The sequence below is a fragment of the Halobacillus mangrovi genome, from assembly GCF_002097535.1.
GTDB classification, from domain to species: Bacteria; Bacillota; Bacilli; order Bacillales; family Halobacillaceae; genus Halobacillus; species Halobacillus mangrovi_A.
The window spans coordinates 1,590,953-1,609,444 of record NZ_CP020772.1; the positions used below are offsets into that span (position 1 = coordinate 1,590,953).

General features: G+C 44.4%; 17 protein-coding genes, 3 rRNA genes, 1 riboswitch and 1 other annotated feature. Of the genes, 13 read left to right on the forward strand and 7 right to left on the reverse strand.

Annotation, left to right across the window (positions count from 1 at the left end):
* Positions 1–85: 85 nt before the first annotated feature.
* A complete protein-coding gene (locus HM131_RS07700; RefSeq protein WP_085029212.1) occupies positions 86–472 on the forward strand; it encodes a thiol-disulfide oxidoreductase DCC family protein in 387 nt (128 codons plus the stop codon).
* 54 nt (positions 473–526) lie between these two features.
* Positions 527–640, forward strand: a riboswitch (SAM riboswitch).
* Positions 641–853: 213 nt separating this feature from the next.
* On the forward strand, positions 854–2,050 hold the full coding sequence (gene metK, locus HM131_RS07705) for a methionine adenosyltransferase (RefSeq protein ID WP_085029213.1): 1,197 nt from the start codon (positions 854–856) through the stop codon (positions 2,048–2,050).
* A 41-nt stretch (positions 2,051–2,091) separates the two neighbouring features.
* On the opposite strand, the gene HM131_RS07710 is transcribed toward metK, so the two are convergent.
* Positions 2,092–2,604, reverse strand: coding sequence for a gamma carbonic anhydrase (locus tag HM131_RS07710; RefSeq protein WP_085029214.1), 513 nt, complete (start codon positions 2,602–2,604; stop codon positions 2,092–2,094).
* Between the two features lie 61 nt (positions 2,605–2,665).
* Between HM131_RS07710 and HM131_RS07715 the strand changes: the two genes are divergently transcribed.
* Both HM131_RS07715 and HM131_RS07720 read left to right on the forward strand, forming a co-directional pair.
* Entirely contained in the window at positions 2,666–3,448 is a 783-nt protein-coding gene (locus HM131_RS07715; RefSeq protein WP_085029215.1) for an alpha/beta hydrolase, read from the forward strand.
* 52 nt (positions 3,449–3,500) lie between these two features.
* A complete protein-coding gene (locus HM131_RS07720) occupies positions 3,501–4,538 on the forward strand; it encodes a tetraprenyl-beta-curcumene synthase family protein (protein ID WP_085031861.1) in 1,038 nt (345 codons plus the stop codon).
* Positions 4,539–4,546: 8 nt separating this feature from the next.
* On the opposite strand, the gene HM131_RS07725 is transcribed toward HM131_RS07720, so the two are convergent.
* A complete protein-coding gene (locus HM131_RS07725; protein ID WP_085029216.1) occupies positions 4,547–5,119 on the reverse strand; it encodes a tRNA 5-(aminomethyl)-2-thiouridylate-methyltransferase MnmM in 573 nt (190 codons plus the stop codon).
* 101 nt (positions 5,120–5,220) lie between these two features.
* On the opposite strand from HM131_RS07725, the gene HM131_RS07730 reads away from it, so the two are divergent.
* Complete coding sequence (locus HM131_RS07730; protein WP_085029217.1) at positions 5,221–6,090, forward strand: WD40 repeat domain-containing protein; 870 nt, start codon at positions 5,221–5,223, stop codon at positions 6,088–6,090.
* A 25-nt stretch (positions 6,091–6,115) separates the two neighbouring features.
* Here HM131_RS07730 and HM131_RS20890 read toward each other — a convergent pair whose 3' ends face one another.
* Positions 6,116–6,253, reverse strand: a complete 138-nt coding sequence (locus tag HM131_RS20890) for a hypothetical protein (RefSeq protein WP_198162738.1) — start codon at positions 6,251–6,253, stop codon at positions 6,116–6,118.
* A 117-nt stretch (positions 6,254–6,370) separates the two neighbouring features.
* Positions 6,371–6,591: a binding site (T-box leader), on the forward strand.
* A 52-nt stretch (positions 6,592–6,643) separates the two neighbouring features.
* On the opposite strand from HM131_RS20890, the gene leuS reads away from it, so the two are divergent.
* From leuS to rrf, 6 genes are all read left to right on the forward strand, one after another.
* The gene (gene leuS, locus HM131_RS07735; protein ID WP_085029218.1) at positions 6,644–9,058 is read left to right on the forward strand and encodes a leucine--tRNA ligase; all 2,415 of its coding nucleotides are present in this window, start codon (positions 6,644–6,646) and stop codon (positions 9,056–9,058) included.
* 124 nt (positions 9,059–9,182) lie between these two features.
* Positions 9,183–9,494, forward strand: a complete 312-nt coding sequence (locus tag HM131_RS07740) for a rhodanese-like domain-containing protein (RefSeq protein WP_085029219.1) — start codon at positions 9,183–9,185, stop codon at positions 9,492–9,494.
* A 19-nt stretch (positions 9,495–9,513) separates the two neighbouring features.
* Positions 9,514–9,843, forward strand: a complete 330-nt coding sequence (locus HM131_RS07745) for a rhodanese-like domain-containing protein (protein WP_085029220.1) — start codon at positions 9,514–9,516, stop codon at positions 9,841–9,843.
* 391 nt (positions 9,844–10,234) lie between these two features.
* A 16S ribosomal RNA gene (locus tag HM131_RS07750) occupies positions 10,235–11,800 on the forward strand.
* A 172-nt stretch (positions 11,801–11,972) separates the two neighbouring features.
* Positions 11,973–14,888 (forward strand): 23S ribosomal RNA (locus HM131_RS07755).
* A 73-nt stretch (positions 14,889–14,961) separates the two neighbouring features.
* A 5S ribosomal RNA gene (rrf, locus tag HM131_RS07760) occupies positions 14,962–15,075 on the forward strand.
* Together the 16S, 23S and 5S rRNA genes form the textbook arrangement of a ribosomal RNA operon.
* A gap of 202 nt (positions 15,076–15,277) precedes the next feature.
* Here the strand turns inward: rrf and HM131_RS07765 are convergent.
* A complete protein-coding gene (locus HM131_RS07765) occupies positions 15,278–15,592 on the reverse strand; it encodes a GNAT family N-acetyltransferase (protein ID WP_085029221.1) in 315 nt (104 codons plus the stop codon).
* Between the two features lie 170 nt (positions 15,593–15,762).
* Complete coding sequence (locus tag HM131_RS07770) at positions 15,763–16,095, reverse strand: hypothetical protein (protein WP_085029222.1); 333 nt, start codon at positions 16,093–16,095, stop codon at positions 15,763–15,765.
* Between the two features lie 52 nt (positions 16,096–16,147).
* Between HM131_RS07770 and HM131_RS07775 the strand changes: the two genes are divergently transcribed.
* Together HM131_RS07775 and HM131_RS21170 are read left to right on the forward strand one after the other, a co-directional pair.
* Entirely contained in the window at positions 16,148–16,417 is a 270-nt protein-coding gene (locus tag HM131_RS07775; RefSeq protein ID WP_085029223.1) for a hypothetical protein, read from the forward strand.
* Positions 16,418–16,602: 185 nt separating this feature from the next.
* On the forward strand, positions 16,603–16,725 hold the full coding sequence (locus HM131_RS21170; protein WP_269749122.1) for a hypothetical protein: 123 nt from the start codon (positions 16,603–16,605) through the stop codon (positions 16,723–16,725).
* Here HM131_RS21170 and HM131_RS07785 read toward each other — a convergent pair.
* Positions 16,722–17,165 carry a GNAT family N-acetyltransferase gene (locus tag HM131_RS07785; protein ID WP_232324896.1) on the reverse strand — a complete coding sequence of 148 codons (444 nt, stop codon included), beginning with the start codon at positions 17,163–17,165 and terminating at the stop codon, positions 16,722–16,724. The genes HM131_RS21170 and HM131_RS07785 overlap by 4 nt on opposite strands.
* 13 nt (positions 17,166–17,178) lie before the next feature.
* Positions 17,179–18,438: a BaiN/RdsA family NAD(P)/FAD-dependent oxidoreductase gene (locus HM131_RS07790; protein WP_085029226.1), complete on the reverse strand. Its 1,260-nt coding sequence runs from the start codon at positions 18,436–18,438 to the stop codon at positions 17,179–17,181.
* Positions 18,439–18,492 lie beyond the last annotated feature (54 nt).

An 18,492-nucleotide genomic window follows, 5' to 3' on the forward strand; every position in this document is an offset into this window, starting at 1 on the left:
AATAATCCATACTGTTTGTGAAAATGCTTTCAATTTATTTTTACCCTTTCATTAGGTAAAATAAAAGGTGAAAGGTTGTGATTTAATGAGCAAATCACTTGTGCTATACGATGGGGCTTGTTACTTGTGTAATCAATCAAAGCGTCTGTTTCAAAGACTAGATTGGTTTAATACAATGGAGTGGATCTCTCTTCAACAATATGAGAAGGTAAATCCTCTATCTAAAAGTAGAAAAAAAGCAATAGTACAGGAGTTACACGTACTGCTTCCTTCTGGCGGTGAGAAGAGAGGGTACTTTGCTATTACTTATCTTATGAGGAAATGTCCGATCACGTTTATTCCAGGAGTACTTTTTTCTATTCCTGGAAGCAGCATGATTGGAAAACCACTATACGCACTTGTGGCTAGAAGCCGTTATAAACTTTTTAAAAGCAAGTGTAAGAATGGTACTTGTTCTTTGCCTAAGGCATAGGTATTTAATTGACATTAAACATGGTTTTCGATACGATATCCAAGAACGGAAACTCTCTTATCCAGAGTCGGTGGAGGGACAGGCCCTTTGAAGCCCGGCAACCCGTCATTCAAATGACATGGTGCTAACCTGAAGCAAGGAGATCTATCACTCCTTGGACGATAAGAGCGAAAGGAAGCAGCCCCTTTCCTCTAAGTCAGGAAGGGTTTTTTCTTTTATATAAGGAAATGATCCATAAGTGAACTTGATCCTCCTTCGTGCATACTACTGGAGGACAAGATATGAAATGAATGAATAAGGAAACTGTTCTACGGTTTCTACACATACTGGTAAAGAGTTCCGTCTAATTCATTGAACTTTCAGAAGGAGGAGTTTTAGAGAATGCCTGCCAATCGCCGGTTATTCACATCAGAATCTGTTACCGAGGGCCACCCGGATAAAATTTGTGACCAGATTTCTGATGCGATCTTAGACGAAATTTTAAAAAACGACCCAAATGCGAGGGTTGCGTGTGAAACGACAGTCACTACAGGACTTGTGCTAGTGTCTGGAGAAATCAGTACCAATACCTATGTAGATATTCCATCTATAGTACGCCAGACCATCAAGGATATTGGCTATACAAGAGCCAAGTATGGTTTTGATGCTGATACGTGTGCAGTTCTTACTGCCATTGACGAACAATCCCCAGACATCGCCGGTGGAGTAGATGTTGCCTATGAATCACGTGAAGGGCAAATGAGCGAGGATGAAATCGAGGCAATTGGTGCAGGTGACCAGGGGCTTATGTTCGGATTTGCAAACAATGAAACGAAAGAATTGATGCCTTTGCCGATCTCTCTTGCGCATAAGCTTTCCAAACGCTTATCTGATGTTCGTAATGACGGTACACTCGAGTACTTACGTCCAGACGGGAAAACTCAAGTGACGATTGAATACGATGAAAATGATAAACCGGTTCGCGTTGATACGATTGTCATTTCAACTCAGCATGCTGAAGAGATTACCCTTGATCAAATTAAAAAAGACATTAAGGCTGAAGTTATTGATCCTGTTGTTCCTTCTTACTTAATTGATAATCATACAAAATATTTCATTAACCCTACAGGCCGTTTCGTAATCGGAGGTCCACAAGGGGATGCGGGTCTAACAGGAAGAAAGATCATTGTTGATACCTACGGTGGATATGCTCGACATGGGGGCGGTGCATTCAGTGGAAAAGATGCAACAAAAGTGGACCGCTCCGCTGCTTATGCTGCGCGTTACGTAGCGAAGAACATCGTAGCTGCAGAACTTGCAGATACTGTGGAAGTACAGTTGGCGTACGCTATCGGTGTAGCTCAGCCTGTATCCATTTCTATCAATACGTTCGGTACAGGGAAGGTTAGCGAAGAAAGACTTGTTGAAGCAGTCAGAGACATGTTTGACCTGCGTCCAGCAGGAATTATTAAAATGTTGGACCTTCGTCGTCCGATTTATCGCCAAACAGCTGCGTACGGTCACTTCGGTCGTACCGATGTGGAATTTCCATGGGAGAAGACTGATAAAGCAGAAGAACTTAAAAACCGCTTCAAATAAAACAAAGCCTCTGAATTCATTTTCAGAGGCTTTTTAAATGACTAGGTTTGCAGACTTTTATAATATTGTCCTTTTTCAACATACGTTTTACGAATGCGGTCAAGTTCCTGAATATCCGCTTCATTCAGTTCACGCACAACTTTTGCAGGCCTTCCGAATGCCAGAGTATTTGGCGGAATCACCTTTCCGGGAGGAACTAAGCTTCCCGCCCCTATAAAAGCTTGCTCACCAATTTCTGCTCCGTCTAGGATAAGTGAGCCCATTCCGATTAGTGCGTTCTTTTTAATGTGGGCAGAATGTAATGTCACCTGATGACCGACAGTTACTCCGTCTTCAATGATCAACGGCTGATTAGGGCTTTGGTGAAGCATGCTTAAATCTTGTATATTTACCTCTTTTCCTATATGTACAGGTGAAACGTCTCCTCTGATCACGGTTTTGAACCACACGCTGGAAAGTTCTCCGATTTTTACATCCCCCGTGATGACGGCATCTTCTGCAATATAAGCACTCGGATCAATTTGAGGTAGCTCTCCTTTATATTCGCAAATCATTTAGAACCCCCTTATAATATGTGTATAAACAGTATAGCAAATCGTAAGGAGTCGTGTACGGATGATAAAATTGGTTTCAGAACAGAATCTGGCTACAATAGTGATTGTCCATGGGGCATTTGAACATGCGGGACGCTACGATGAGCTGGCGGCTCACTTTCAACAAGACGGGTTCAATGTCATTTATGGCGATCTTCCTGGACAAGGAAAGTCGACAGGGAAAAAAGGTCATATCCATAGATTTGATGAGTATATAAAAACGATTGGGTACTGGATTACTAAAGCAGATGAGTCCAGACCGATCTTCATATTAGGCCACAGTATGGGAGGTATAGCAGTGATTCGTGCCATGCAAACCTTTCATCCTTTGGTTGATGGTGTCATTCTATCGTCCCCTGCAGCCGGTATTTTGAATGGAGCAGGGAAGCGGATGGAAGCTTTTTCTCACATTATTAATAGGGTTTGGCCTACCTTAAGGGTGAAAGCCCCTATGAAACCGGAAATGGTTACGAGAAATCAAGAGCTTATCATCAGAGATAAGCACGATTCCATGATCTTATCCAAAGTCTCGATTCGCTGGTATAGAGAGTTCAGGAAAGGGATTAAACAATCGTTTCAAGATATTGACCGATTTCCAGATGTGCCTCTTCTCGTCATGCAGGCAGAGGAAGACTTGATGGTGGATATTGAAAAGACGAAAGAATGGTTTCATAAAGTGTCGTGTAAAGAGAAATGCTATAAACAGTGGCCCGGGCTTTATCATGAGATTTTTAACGAACCGGAATGGAATACAGTCTATAACTATACAAAAAGTTTTATAAAACTTCACCTGGATAAATCCTGATATAGGAGGGATCGATTTGACAGCTCATGTTCCACATAATGCCGTGCATCTGATGTATAAAGTATATCGGAGGATTTTCCCTGCTGTACATAAAGAATTGAATTACTGGATTGAAAAGGCTCAGGCAATTCCCGATGAGGAGCTTCGCTCTCAGGCTTTGGCGAGTATCGAAGGGAAGACTTTTCATTGTGAAGGGGGAGCTATCTACTCTGTGCTGGCCAAAGACAACTGGGAAGCAGCGATTCGCTTCATTGTTGCTTACCAGACGATAAGCGATTATCTTGATAACCTATGTGATCGAAGTACTTCTATGGATCCTGAGGATTTCCGTATGCTGCACCAATCCATGACGGATGCTCTCACACCTGGAAACGAAGTCAAAGATTACTATCAACACAGAGAAGATAATGATGACGGAGGTTATTTAAAAGAGCTCGTCCAAACTTGTCAGAAAGTCTTAAAGACACCTTATTACAGTGTAGTCCAGCATCACACGGTCAAATTAGGGGCGCTTTATAATGACCTTCAGGTACATAAGCACGTCATCGAAGAAGAAAGAATTCCGAGATTGAAAAGCTGGTTTGAAAACTACCAGTCTGAGTGGCCTCATTTAGAATGGTATGAATTTTCAGCTTGTACAGGCTCAACATTAGGAATTTTCTGCCTAGTCTCCTATACGTTGGGAGGCACCATGGATGAACGACTTGCTGAGCAAGTGGAACGAAGTTATTTTCCGTTTATGCAAGGTCTTCACATTCTCTTAGATTATTATATCGATCAACAAGAAGACGAAGAAGAAGGGGATCTTAATTTCTGCACCTATTACAATCATGATGGGGAAATGAAAGACCGCTTTAAATATTTTGTAAAACAGACTCATGAAGAAATTCAAAAGCTTCCTAATACACCTTTTCATCAAATGATTCATGAAGGGCTTGTAGGGATGTACCTTGCCGACAGAAAAGTAGGGAAGTTGAAAAATGCAAGGAGTTTTGTGAAGGATTTGCTTAAAGTGAGTGGGAAGAAAGCTACATTTTTTTATTACAACACTAAAATGTACCATAAATTAAAGCCTGGAAGACCATTGTAGGTCCCAGGCTACTGTTTTTCGATAGCTAGTATAAACGGTGGATTATTCCTTTGATTAATGAATCCATATTGGAGAACACTGTATGCTTTCTGATCAAGTGAAGTGACGAACTTCACGACAGCTTCTCTTTCCACGTCTCCTCCTGAGTGACCATGATAGACGACAAGGACGATCAGGCCGCCCTTTTTCATCATAGTCAGGAGATTTTCAACAGAAGAAATAGTTTCGGTTGGTGTTGTGACGACTTGCTTATCACTCCCTGGAAGGTAGCCTAAATTGAAAATGGCTGCCTGAATGTTCGATTGATGCTCGCTTGGAATGCTCTCTTTTATATGACTGTGTGATTCATGATAGAGGGACACGCGGTGTTCAACAGAGTTTGCTTCCAAGCGTCTAATGGTATTTTGAATGGCTTTCTGCTGAACGTCGAATCCGTGAACATGTCCTTCTTCTCCTACAAGCTTAGCGAGGAAGAGGGTATCATGACCATTTCCGCACGTTCCATCTACGGCAATATCGCCTTTCTTTAATGTTTGTTCCATTAGTGTATGAGAATAATCTAAAATGCGTTGTAAAGTCATAGCGGGTACTGCCTCCCATTTTTTTAAAACTCAGCGTTATTGTAGCACGAAGAGCAGGGTATAATCTAAGTTATTAAATTTTGGTCCTAGGGGGAAAAGTTATGAGATCATTAACTGCTCATACTGCACACGTTAATAAAGTATTGTTTAGTCCTGATAGCCAAACCATCCTCTCTGCAGGGTTCAATGGTGAACTTTTTTTGTGGGAAGCAGATAGTGGCCAAAGAACTCAAGTTTTTGAGGGACACAAACAGACAGTGAACGGAGTCAGTTGGATTGAAAATGGCAAGAAGCTGCTCTCAGCTTCAGGCGATGGGAAGATATTGACTCATGAAGTAACAAGCAGCAGTCCAGTGCAAGAAAGGCAGGACTTAAAGTCAGGAGTCCAGCATTTGAGAGTAACAAAAGACGAGGAGTATTTGATTACAAGTACGAAGTCGAATATGATCACACTTTGGGAGTTGCCAGATGGCGAACAAGTGAAAAAAGTGAAAAGTGATGAGAAAAATATAGGTGTGCTTGAAACAGGGAAGTGTCATAACCATGCCATCATTGGAGGATTAGGTCAGACAATTCGACGTTTCGATCTTCCGAGCTGTGAGGTTCTGGAACAGGTCGACGGTCATGAAGGAGCTACGATGGGATTCCGGTTCTTTGATGAAGATCGTCATGCCGTTTCAGTAGGATATGATGGTGTGTTAATTTTGTGGGACATGGTCACTCATCAGGCTTTGGAGAAATTCAACGTTGGGGATCAGGGATATTACGGAATAGCTGTGGCTCCAAGTGGACTGGAAGTGGCGATCACCATGGCTTATCAAGTGAAGCGTGTATCCTTGTCCGATTTATCTGTTGTTGATAACGAATTACCTGCTAAGGGAAATTATAGTGCAGATTATGCTCCGAATGGGGCCCGGTTTGTCATAGGATCGGCGGATAAAACCGTTCGCCTGTTTGACTTAAACAAATAATAAACCTGCATGAAAGATATGCAGGTTAAGGTCTAGGTTTAGTATTGGATTTACTTTTCTTTCGATAGCCTTTTGCGGTATCTAAAGCTTTCTTAGCGAACCGTTTCGTCTGCTGTGGGTTTCTCTTTGCATACTCGGTAGCTTTACGAATAATTTTTCTCATGCTGCCTCCTTAAAGATACGTCGTACATTAGTTGTTTACCTTTTTTTATCTTTAGGTAAACATGGGCAAGAGCCGCTTGACAAAGGACTTCTGTTTCATTAAGATACGAATATAAACGAAATGACGTGGAAAAGGAGTAGTAGCAAAGTTTCATGTTTAAGAGAGGCAGCGGTTGGTGTAAGCTGCTCTTGATCTTTGTGAACTCGCCTTGGATGTCGCAAAAGTGAACGTAAATGGTAGCTTTTGCCGGTGCAGTCGCCGTTATTGACCTCGAGTGAACGTTTTTACGAAACGTTAATTTGGGTGGTACCGCGGGAATCAAGCCTCTCGTCCCATATAGGGATGAGGGGCTTTTTATATTTTTATAGAGATGAATGAGGAGGAAAACAAATGGCTTTTGATCATAAGACGATCGAAAAGAAATGGCAGAATTATTGGCTGGACAATAAAACATTTAAAACAGACAGCCACTCTGACAAACAGAAATTCTATGCACTAGATATGTTCCCATATCCATCCGGTGCAGGGTTGCACGTGGGACATCCAGAAGGGTATACGGCAACAGATATCCTATCACGAATGAAAAGAATGCAAGGGTATGAAGTGCTTCATCCGATTGGGTGGGATGCCTTTGGCTTGCCTGCTGAGCAATATGCTCTTGATACAGGAAATGACCCGGAAGAGTTCACGGAACAGAACATTAATACGTTCCGACGCCAGATTCAAGAACTTGGCTTCTCTTACGATTGGGATCGGGAAGTGAATACGACAGATCCGAATTACTATAAATGGACGCAATGGATCTTCCTGAAACTTTATGAAAAAGGACTCGCCTACGTCGATGAAGTAGCTGTGAACTGGTGCCCTGCGCTGGGTACTGTGCTAGCCAACGAAGAAGTCATTGATGGAAAGAGTGAAAGAGGGGGGCATCCGGTTGAAAGACGTCCAATGAAACAGTGGATGCTGAAAATCACCGCCTATGCGGATCGCCTGCTTGATGATCTGGAAGAACTGGACTGGCCAGAAAGTATCAAGGATATGCAGCGTAATTGGATCGGAAAATCAGAAGGAGCGGAAGTTACGTTCACGATTGCTGGAACGAACCAGAACTTCGATGTATTTACCACAAGACCAGATACATTGTTTGGTGCTACGTACGCAGTGCTTGCTCCTGAACACCCCCTTGTAGATCAGATTACGGCTGACGCTCAAAAAGAGAATGTTGAAGCATACGTTGATAAGGCAAAAAATAAGAGCGATCTTGAGCGTACAGATCTTGCTAAAGATAAGTCCGGGGTGTTTACAGGCGCCTATGCTGTAAATCCAATCAACGGTGAGAAGCTTCCAATTTGGGTAGCAGACTATGTATTGATGAGTTATGGCAGTGGAGCGATTATGGCGGTTCCTGCGCACGATGAAAGAGACTACGAGTTTGCCCAGAAATTCGAACTTCCGATCATTCCCGTTGTGGAAGGCGGTAATGTAGAGGAAGAAGCTTATACTGGAGATGGAAAGCACATAAATTCGGACTTTCTGAATGGCCTTGATAAAGAGGAAGCGATTGAAAAAGCGATCAGCTGGCTTGAAGAAAATAATAAAGGTGAAAAGAAAACGACCTACCGCCTGCGGGATTGGCTGTTTAGTCGTCAGCGCTATTGGGGAGAGCCGATCCCTGTCATTCACTGGGAAGATGGTTCCGTTACTCCGGTAGCCGAAGAGGATCTTCCTATTGAACTTCCAAAAACGACAGAGATCAAACCATCGGGTACAGGGGAGTCTCCACTTGCGAATATCGACGAATGGGTAAATGTCGTTGATTCAGAAACCGGGATGAAAGGGAGAAGAGAAACGAATACGATGCCCCAATGGGCAGGAAGCTGCTGGTACTACCTTCGTTACATCGATGCAAAAAACGATGAAATTTTCGCTGATTATGAAAAACTAAAGAAATGGCTGCCTGTTGATGTGTACATTGGTGGAGCAGAACATGCAGTTCTTCACTTGTTATATGCTCGTTTTTGGCACAAAGTTCTATATGATGCTGGTGTAGTACCAACGAAAGAACCTTTCCAAAAGCTGTTCAACCAGGGGATGATCCTTGGGGAAAACAACGAGAAAATGAGTAAATCAAAAGGAAATGTTGTAAACCCTGATGACATTGTTTACTCTCATGGAGCAGATACATTGAGGCTTTATGAAATGTTTATGGGTCCTCTAGATGCATCGGTTGCATGGTCGACCAATGGATTGGACGGCGCACGCCGATTCCTTGACCGTGTGTGGAGATTGTTTGTTGTAGACGGAAACCTTTCTGACGCGATCAAAGAAGATAGTGAAGATGATACCCTTGATAAGGTTTATCATGAAACAGTAAAGAAAGTCACTGAGAACTTTGAAGAGCTCCGTTTCAATACAGGGATCTCCCAAATGATGGTCTTCATTAATGAAGGGTATAAAGCTAACGAACTTCCTAAAGAATATGTAGAAGGTTTTGTTAAACTGCTTTCCCCTGTTGCTCCCCACTTGGCTGAAGAAATATGGGAGAAGCTTGGTCATTCTGAAACCATCAGCTATCAGGCATGGCCAACCTATGATGAATCGAAATTGGTAGAAGATGAAATCGAGATCGTCGTTCAGGTGATGGGGAAAGTCCGTGCGAAGATCATGGTCAACAGAGAGGCTTCTAAGGAAGACTTAGAGAAAGAAGCCTTAGAGAACGAGCAGATACAAGAGTGGCTTGAAGGAAAAACAGTACGAAAAGTCATTGCAGTTCCTGGCAAGTTAGTCAACATTGTTGCCAATTAATGAAAATGAGGGGTCGCTTTAGAGCGGCTCCTTCTATAATATAGGAAAGAAATTAAATTCTTGACTTTACCATACATATTCATTACATTTGGTTTGCATAAAGATATAAAAGGAGGATTTTCCTATGAGTCAGATTCAAGAGGTTTCACCACAAGAAGTTGAAAATATGATTGAAAATAATGAAGAACTTACTGTTATTGATGTACGAGAAGATGAAGAAGTAGCCCAGGGGATGGTTCCTACGGCTAAACATATTCCTTTAGGCCAAATCCCAAATGAAATAGATCAGCTGCCTAAAGATCAATCTTACGTGATGATCTGCCGTTCAGGCCGTCGCAGCATGAATGCAGCTGAGTTCATGAAGGAAAAAGGGTTTCAAGATGTGAAGAACATGGAAGGCGGCATGCTGAAATGGAATGGAGAGCTTGTTTTTTAACAAGTGGAGTTAAATAGGAATGCTTCTATTTTATATAATAACTGCCGTTTTTCTTCCGTTTTTTGCTTATGACGCTTATAGGAAAGCCAACTTAAAGCCATTTCACAAATCTTCCGGTTCGATGGATGAATTTTGTGTGATTGATATACGGGATTACATTTCTGCCGCCAAGTGTCCATACCCTGGAGCAGAAAATATTCCATTGAGCTATTTATCTCGGTCTCTCAAAGATCGTTTCGACTGTAAAAAACAAGTGCTGTTAGTGACTGATGATAAAAGGGGCGCAAAATTAGCTGCAAAAATCATTCGCAAACATCGACGAAGGTCTATCTATTATGTTCAATCCTGACTCTCTTCTTACTTTATAGATAAGAAGAGAGTTTTCCCTTTATTTTGAGCTTCTAAAAGCCTAAGGTATTTGGCTGAATAAAGAATATATTCTAGTGTCTATTTTTTTCTATTAATCTATTGACTTTCTCATCTCAGCCATGTAATATAGTTAACGTTGCTTAATTGAGAGCACAAATGCATAAAGCACTTTAGATTTTATCCAACAAAATCTATCAAATGGCATTGACAGCTTATTACACTTTATGCTAAAATTTGATTACTGTCGCAACAGACAGTTATTGATCTTTGAAAACTGAACGAACCAACCAGTACGTCAATTATTTCTTCTTATTAAAGAAGAAAAACAACAAGCACATTCGGTGTGCAAATGAGCAAGTCAAACTTTACTTTTTATGGAGAGTTTGATCCTGGCTCAGGACGAACGCTGGCGGCGTGCCTAATACATGCAAGTCGAGCGCGGGAAGCGAGCTGATCCCCTTCGGGGGTGACGCTCGTGGAACGAGCGGCGGACGGGTGAGTAACACGTGGGCAACCTGCCTGTAAGACCGGAATAACCCCGGGAAACCGGGGCTAATGCCGGGTAACACTTTCTTCCGCATGGAGGAGAGTTGAAAGATGGCTTCTAGCTATCACTTACAGATGGGCCCGCGGCGCATTAGCTAGTTGGTGAGGTAACGGCTCACCAAGGCGACGATGCGTAGCCGACCTGAGAGGGTGATCGGCCACACTGGGACTGAGACACGGCCCAGACTCCTACGGGAGGCAGCAGTAGGGAATCTTCCGCAATGGACGAAAGTCTGACGGAGCAACGCCGCGTGAACGATGAAGGTCTTCGGATCGTAAAGTTCTGTTGTTAGGGAAGAACAAGTACCGTGCGAATAGAGCGGTACCTTGACGGTACCTAACGAGGAAGCCCCGGCTAACTACGTGCCAGCAGCCGCGGTAATACGTAGGGGGCAAGCGTTGTCCGGAATTATTGGGCGTAAAGCGCGCGCAGGCGGTTTCTTAAGTCTGATGTGAAAGCCCACGGCTCAACCGTGGAGGGTCATTGGAAACTGGGGAACTTGAGGACAGAAGAGGAGAGTGGAATTCCACGTGTAGCGGTGAAATGCGTAGATATGTGGAGGAACACCAGTGGCGAAGGCGACTCTCTGGTCTGTCTCTGACGCTGAGGTGCGAAAGCGTGGGTAGCAAACAGGATTAGATACCCTGGTAGTCCACGCCGTAAACGATGAGTGCTAGGTGTTAGGGGGCTTCCACCCCTTAGTGCTGAAGTTAACGCATTAAGCACTCCGCCTGGGGAGTACGGCCGCAAGGCTGAAACTCAAAGGAATTGACGGGGGCCCGCACAAGCGGTGGAGCATGTGGTTTAATTCGAAGCAACGCGAAGAACCTTACCAGGTCTTGACATCCTTGGACCTCCCTAGAGATAGGGATTTCCCTTCGGGGACCAAGTGACAGGTGGTGCATGGTTGTCGTCAGCTCGTGTCGTGAGATGTTGGGTTAAGTCCCGCAACGAGCGCAACCCCTAATCTTAGTTGCCAGCATTCAGTTGGGCACTCTAAGGTGACTGCCGGTGACAAACCGGAGGAAGGCGGGGATGACGTCAAATCATCATGCCCCTTATGACCTGGGCTACACACGTGCTACAATGGATGGTACAAAGGGCAGCGAAGCCGCGAGGTGTAGCAAATCCCATAAAACCATTCTCAGTTCGGATTGCAGGCTGCAACTCGCCTGCATGAAGCCGGAATCGCTAGTAATCGCGGATCAGCATGCCGCGGTGAATACGTTCCCGGGCCTTGTACACACCGCCCGTCACACCACGAGAGTTGGCAACACCCGAAGTCGGTGAGGTAACCATTTGGAGCCAGCCGCCGAAGGTGGGGCCAATGATTGGGGTGAAGTCGTAACAAGGTAGCCGTATCGGAAGGTGCGGCTGGATCACCTCCTTTCTAAGGATAGAAACGGAAACGTACATGGTTGGTTGTTCAGTTTTGAGAGATCAAAGGATCTTTCAATGTGAACCTTGAAAACTGGATAAGACATGATCAGGCATTATCTTTCGATAATCCTGATGATGACAAGACATCAAACATCAATTGAAACAACGTCTTTTCACAAGATAGTTAAGTGAATAAGGGCGCACGGTGGATGCCTTGGTACTAGGAGCCGATGAAGGACGGGACTAACACCGAAATGCTTCGACGAGCCGTAAGTAGGCTTTGACTCGGAGATTTCCGAATGGGGAAACCCACTGTTCGTAATGGAACAGTGTCCTATACTGAATCCATAGGTATAGGACGGCACACCCGGGGAACTGAAACATCTCAGTACCCGGAGGAAGAGAAAGCAAACGCGATTTCCCAAGTAGCGGCGAGCGAAACGGAAACAGCCCAAACCAGAGAGCTTGCTCTCTGGGGTTGTAGGACACTCCATTGGAGTTACCAAGAAGGAAGGTAGACGAATCGAGCTGGAAAGCTCAGCCATAGAGGGTAACAGCCCTGTAGTCAAAACCTTCCTTCCTCCGGAGTGGATCCTGAGTACGGCGGAACACGAGGAATTCCGTCGGAATCCGGGAGGACCATCTCCCAAGGCTAAATACTCCCTAGTAACCGATAGTGAACCAGTACCGTGAGGGAAAGGTGAAAAGCACCCCGGAAGGGGAGTGAAAGAGAACCTGAAACCGTGTGCCTACAAGTAGTCGGAGCCCGTTTATGGGTGACGGCGTGCCTTTTGTAGAATGAACCGGCGAGTTACGACCGTATGCGAGGTTAAGCCGCAGAAGCGGAGCCGCAGCGAAAGCGAGTCTGAATAGGGCGAGTGAGTATGCGGTCGTAGACCCGAAACCGTGTGATCTACCCATGTCCAGGATGAAGGTCAGGTAACACTGACTGGAGGTCCGAACCCACGTAAGTTGAAAATTACGGGGATGAGGTGTGGGTAGGGGTGAAATGCCAATCGAACACGGAGATAGCTGGTTCTCTCCGAAATAGCTTTAGGGCTAGCCTCAGGATAGAAAGTCATGGAGGTAGAGCACTGATTGGACGAGGGGCCCCTATCGGGTTACCGAATTCAGTCAAACTCCGAATGCCATCGACTTTGTCCTGGGAGTCAGACCGTGGGTGATAAGGTTCATGGTCGAAAGGGAAACAGCCCAGACCGCCAGCTAAGGTCCCCAAGTGTGTGTTAAGTGGAAAAGGATGTGGAGTTGCTTAGACAACCAGGATGTTGGCTTAGAAGCAGCCATCATTGAAAGAGTGCGTAATAGCTCACTGGTCGAGTGACTCTGCGCCGAAAATGTACCGGGGCTAAACACACCACCGAAGCTGCGGATTGATCTTACGATCAGTGGTAGGAGAGCGTTCTAAGGGCCGTGAAGTCAGACCGTAAGGACTGGTGGAGCGCTTAGAAGTGAGAATGCCGGTATGAGTAGCGAAAAAAGAGTGAGAATCTCTTTCACCGAAAGTCTAAGGTTTCCTGAGGAAGGCTCGTCCTCTCAGGGTTAGTCGGGACCTAAGCCGAGGCCGAAAGGCGTAGGCGATGGACAACAGGTTGATATTCCTGTACCACCTCCTTTCCGTTTGAACGACGGGGGGACGCAGGAGGATAAGGAGAGCGCGCCATTGGATGAGCGCGTCCAAGCAGTGAGACGGTCGGATAGGCAAATCCGTCCGGCAACGTCAAGCTGTGATGGGGAGGGAACTAAAGTACCGAAGCTCCTGAGTTCACACTGCCAAGAAAATCCTCTAGTGAGGAAAGAGGTGCCCGTACCGCAAACCAACACAGGTAGACGAGGAGAGGATCCTAAGGTGAGCGGGAGAACTCTCGTTAAGGAACTCGGCAAAATGACCCCGTAACTTCGGGAGAAGGGGTGCTCCTCTGCCGAGGAGCCGCAGTGAAAAGGCCCAAGCGACTGTTTACCAAAAACACAGGTCTCTGCGAAGCCGTAAGGCGAAGTATAGGGGCTGACACCTGCCCGGTGCTGGAAGGTTAAGGGGATGCGTTAGCGCAAGCGAAGCGTTGAACCGAAGCCCCAGTAAACGGCGGCCGTAACTATAACGGTCCTAAGGTAGCGAAATTCCTTGTCGGGTAAGTTCCGACCCGCACGAAAGGTGCAACGACTTGGGCACTGTCTCAACGAGAGACCCGGTGAAATTATACTATGTGTGAAGATGCACATTACCCGCGACAGGACGGAAAGACCCCGTGGAGCTTTACTGTAGCCTGATATTGAATGTTGGTACAGCTTGTACAGGATAGGTAGGAGCCTTGGAAGCCGGAGCGCTAGCTTCGGTGGAGGCGCTGGTGGGATACTACCCTGGCTGTACGGACATTCTAACCCAGGACCGTGATCCGGTCCGGAGACAGTGTCAGGTGGGCAGTTTGACTGGGGCGGTCGCCTCCCAAAAGGTAACGGAGGCGCCCAAAGGTTCCCTCAGAATGGTTGGAAATCATTCGCAGAGTGTAAAGGCACAAGGGAGCTTGACTGCGAGACCTACAAGTCGAGCAGGGACGAAAGTCGGGCTTAGTGATCCGGCGGTTCCGCATGGAAGGGCCGTCGCTCAACGGATAAAAGCTACCCCGGGGATAACAGGCTTATCTCCCCCAAGAGTCCACATCGACGGGGAGGTTTGGCACCTCGATGTCGGCTCATCGCATCCTGGGGCTGTAGTCGGTCCCAAGGGTTGGGCTGTTCGCCCATTAAAGCGGTACGCGAGCTGGGTTCAGAACGTCGTGAGACAGTTCGGTCCCTATCCGTCGTGGGCGTTGGAAATTTGAAAGGAGCTGTCCTTAGTACGAGAGGACCGGGATGGACACACCGCTGGTGTACCAGTTGTTCCGCCAGGAGCACAGCTGGGTAGCTACGTGTGGTCGGGATAAGTGCTGAAAGCATCTAAGCATGAAGCCCTCCTTGAGATGAGATTTCCCTTACCTATAAGGTAATAAGATCCCTCAGAGACGATGAGGTTGATAGGTCCGAGGTGGAAGCGTGGTGACACGTGCAGCTGACGGATACTAATTGATCGATGACTTATCTATCTAACGTGAAAGACCGTTTTTGATGTTTATGTTTCTTATCCGGTTTTGAGGGTTCACCTCAAACTTTATATGATGTGGTGGTGAAGGCGAAGAGGTCACACCTGTTCCCATGCCGAACACAGCAGTTAAGCTCTTCAGCGCCGATGGTAGTCGGGTCGAGCCCCGTGAGAGTAGGACGCCGCCACGTCACAAAAAACGTCTTGGATATTTCCAAGACGTTTTTCTTTTTGTTTAGGACATTATTAATTTTATTTGTGGTAGATAGCTTTTAGCTCAGTGATACTACAGAAAGCTCTAGGAGCTGCCACTCGAGATTATAAGTGAATCATCTTGTTGATAAATAGTAAATTAATCCATCTTTTGTCTTATGCCTACGCGTTTACACTTTTCTATGCTAAAGGATGGCTTATGATCGCTCCACACGTTTTCTCGTAAAATTCTATTGGACCTGCTTGTTCTATTAATACTTTATCATGTCCTAGCTTCTTTAATTGGTTGAAACAGGTCAAGAATAATAATTCTCCAATCCGCTTCTTACGGTGAGTTAGCGATCCACCCATAGGACCAAACGTGCCTGTTTCTTTGAAACAAGCAAACCCAGTTATATTGGATTGCTGGTCTTCAGCGATATAAAGATAAGTGGTACTGTGTAGGATAAATGCGTTAGATGCTGAACTTAACCATCGTTCTCCAAAATGCTTCATGATAAAATTTAAGACGTGAAAAGCATCACTTTTTGGGCAACTCGGACAGTAAACTCATTAATTTTCAACTGGTTAAGGGGAGTCATTTGTTCGAGATTCACGGTTAAATCTCTCGCACTTGAAATAATTTGAATGGCTTTTTCTAACTGATTTTCTCTTAAACATGAATGCTATTGCTGGAGTTCTTTAAGTGTGAATTCCGAAATATGACCTTCGTTAATGAAGACTTGACCATATTTTTCACTCCTTTGTTTTGCAAGAACTAGAATATGGTAAAATGTAGGTGTGACATATTGGTTAATTTCTTGTACATAAACGATCTTATTTATATTTGGGGAATTAAAAACTTCAATGACAGAAGGAATAGTAACCAAGTAATCCTCTAATTCTTTACAGACGCTTTCTTCAACTTGAAACGTATACTTCAGGAATAGTTCAGGGGATAAAGGTTTATCAGAGGTTTGGGTGAAGATTTTCATTACTCGATCTGTAAATGTAAACATAGACTTAAACCTCCTTCATGTTTTAAGTATCTTATCATTGGAAGGTGATGACGTGGTACAACTGGAGCGAAAAAGGAATACATATTTTAACTGGAAGTATGCAATTATGATCGTCCTTATACCTATAGGATTTTATTTAGCTTCCTTAAAGGAAGAAATATCTCTCGTACAGCATATTTGTTTTATAGCAATCATTATTTGGCTCGCCATCGTAGGGGTGTTTGGAATGACTCATCGGTATCAGCCGTTAAAGGTATATGGTTATTTATATATAACATCAAGTCTCTTATTCAGCTATCTGGGACTTGCCTTCATTTGGTAGGTTTGGATTGAGATTCATCCACATTCTCGTTATAATAGATTAACGAATATATGTTCGGAGGGATCCATATAGAATTAGTAAGGTGGAGTTACTCACGAAGGAAAATGGTCAGGGGATATTTCGATAAGTTCCCTAATTCGACGATTTATTTCAGGAGAATAAGACGATATTATGTGGTTTACTCTTTGGATTGGAACAAAAATGATCCAGTTATGAATAAAGAGGATCGTGAGCAGATGCAAGCTCTTTTAAATCGTGAGTTAGGACGAGAAATTGAGTATAATCAAAGAAAATCGAGAAGCGGTTAGAGCTTCTCGATTTTTTTATAGGAAATGACATGAGGACCTATCGGAGGTAAGTCAAATACTTCTCCGACTTGTTTGAAGTTCAAACGGTCATAATAACCTGCAGCGCTTGTGCGTGCATTACACCAGAGAACGTCTACGTCTCTTTGCTGCAATATGGTTTCCGCTTCTTTGATGATCAGTGATCCAGCCCCCTTCCCTCTCCATTCAGGAAGAGTGGCCATTCCCCGTAGCCGATATTGTGATTCTGTTTCTATTTTGTCTGTTTTCTCATCAAAAAAAGAGGCTATGCTAACTAGAGTGTTATCGTGAAAAGCACCTAGATGAAACGTATTTTGTTCTAAATCTTTTGGGTATTGACTTGCTTCCTTTGGCTGGTTCGCCCGTAAAATACCGTGGCGCATTGATAGAGTATCTTCAGCGTCAATTTTTTTAACTTCCACAAAAAACTCCTCCTCATCCCATCGATTCCCAAGCGGCATGCATTCCGGCAACACGTCCTGTTACCATGGCAGATGTAATATTATATCCTCCTGTATAACCATGAATATCTAAAATCTCCCCACAAAAATACAGTCCGTTCATCATCTTCGACTGCATCGTATTCGGTACAATTTCTTTTATAGAGACTCCGCCGCCAGTGACAAAAGCTTTCTCAATCGGTTGAGAGTCATGAATACTGACTTCAAAATGCTTCAGCAGCTGGACAAGGGCTTGTAAGGTTTGATTAGAAATATTGGCTGCTTTATCTTCATGATTTACATTTGTCTGACTCAACAAGTAATCCAATAATCGTTCTGGTACAATTCCTTTTATTACATTACGGAAAGCTTTTTTAGACTGATCTTTAACAAGTTCTTGGAGGTACTCGTACAGTTCGCTTTCATTTTTATCAGGAAGAGCATCGATTTCTATCGTTACAGGTCTGTGCCCCTTCATAAATTCTTTGACTACATATTGAGAACACCTCAGGATCGCTGGGCCAGAGAGGCCGAAGTGAGTGAAAAGCATGTCCATCCTGTGAGTGACTATGCGTTTTCCTTTCTGATTGAGTACGGAAACGTCAACGTCTCTTAGCGAAAGCCCCTGTAGGGTTTTTTCTTTAATTAAAGGGTCTTTGGAGATTAGCGGCACTTCTGTAGGAAATAGTTCCGTTATGGTATGGCCAGCTTTCTTTGCCCATGCGTAGCCGTCCCCTGTACTCCCCGTATGCGGAACCGCTTTTCCTCCCACTGCAAGAATCACCGCCTTTGTTGAAATTTTTTCTTTGTTTTTCAGTATGATCTGGTGCCCATTTTCTCCGTAGTGAATGGCTTCTACAGGAGTTGATTTGCGCACTTCTACATTCAATTCATCCAGCCGGTTCAATAACGCTTGAACGACATCCTTCGCTTTATTGCTGACAGGAAACATCCGGCCATGGTCTTCTTCTTTTAAAGCTACTCCCAGTCCTTCAAAAAAATCGATAATGTCATAGTTGTTAAAGACGGAAAACGGGCTGTAAAGGAACTTTCCATTGCCGGGAATGTGCTTGATCACTTCTTCTTCTGGCAAACGGTTCGTTACGTTGCATCGACCTCCTCCTGAAATGGCGAGCTTTGTGCCAAGCTTTTTTCCTTTATCAATGAGGAGGGTGTCCACGCCTTGTTCCGCAGCTGCAATAGCTGCCATCAGTCCTGAGGGGCCTCCTCCTATTACGGTTACTTGATAAGTCATGATGTACTTCCTTTCTTTTTATCCGATCATTCATTGTTTTCCTTCTATCTATGA

Bases quoted from the DNA above. Each gene is read 5' to 3' on its own strand.
- HM131_RS20890 (WP_198162738.1), bottom strand. From the start codon at position 6,253: ATGAGAAAAATTATTCGTAAAGCTACCGAGTATGCAAAGAGAAACCCA.
- HM131_RS07730 (WP_085029217.1), top strand. From the start codon at position 5,221: ATGAGATCATTAACTGCTCATACTGCACACGTTAATAAAGTATTGTTT.
- metK (WP_085029213.1), top strand. From the start codon at position 854: ATGCCTGCCAATCGCCGGTTATTCACATCAGAATCTGTTACCGAGGGC.
- HM131_RS07700 (WP_085029212.1), top strand. From the start codon at position 86: ATGAGCAAATCACTTGTGCTATACGATGGGGCTTGTTACTTGTGTAAT.
- HM131_RS07770 (WP_085029222.1), bottom strand. From the start codon at position 16,095: ATGTTTACATTTACAGATCGAGTAATGAAAATCTTCACCCAAACCTCT.
- HM131_RS07725 (WP_085029216.1), bottom strand. From the start codon at position 5,119: ATGACTTTACAACGCATTTTAGATTATTCTCATACACTAATGGAACAA.
- HM131_RS07745 (WP_085029220.1), top strand. From the start codon at position 9,514: ATGCTTCTATTTTATATAATAACTGCCGTTTTTCTTCCGTTTTTTGCT.
- HM131_RS07740 (WP_085029219.1), top strand. From the start codon at position 9,183: ATGAGTCAGATTCAAGAGGTTTCACCACAAGAAGTTGAAAATATGATT.
- HM131_RS07715 (WP_085029215.1), top strand. From the start codon at position 2,666: ATGATAAAATTGGTTTCAGAACAGAATCTGGCTACAATAGTGATTGTC.
- HM131_RS07710 (WP_085029214.1), bottom strand. From the start codon at position 2,604: ATGATTTGCGAATATAAAGGAGAGCTACCTCAAATTGATCCGAGTGCT.
- HM131_RS07790 (WP_085029226.1), bottom strand. From the start codon at position 18,438: ATGACTTATCAAGTAACCGTAATAGGAGGAGGCCCCTCAGGACTGATG.
- HM131_RS07720 (WP_085031861.1), top strand. From the start codon at position 3,501: ATGTATAAAGTATATCGGAGGATTTTCCCTGCTGTACATAAAGAATTG.
- HM131_RS07765 (WP_085029221.1), bottom strand. From the start codon at position 15,592: ATGAAGCATTTTGGAGAACGATGGTTAAGTTCAGCATCTAACGCATTT.
- leuS (WP_085029218.1), top strand. From the start codon at position 6,644: ATGGCTTTTGATCATAAGACGATCGAAAAGAAATGGCAGAATTATTGG.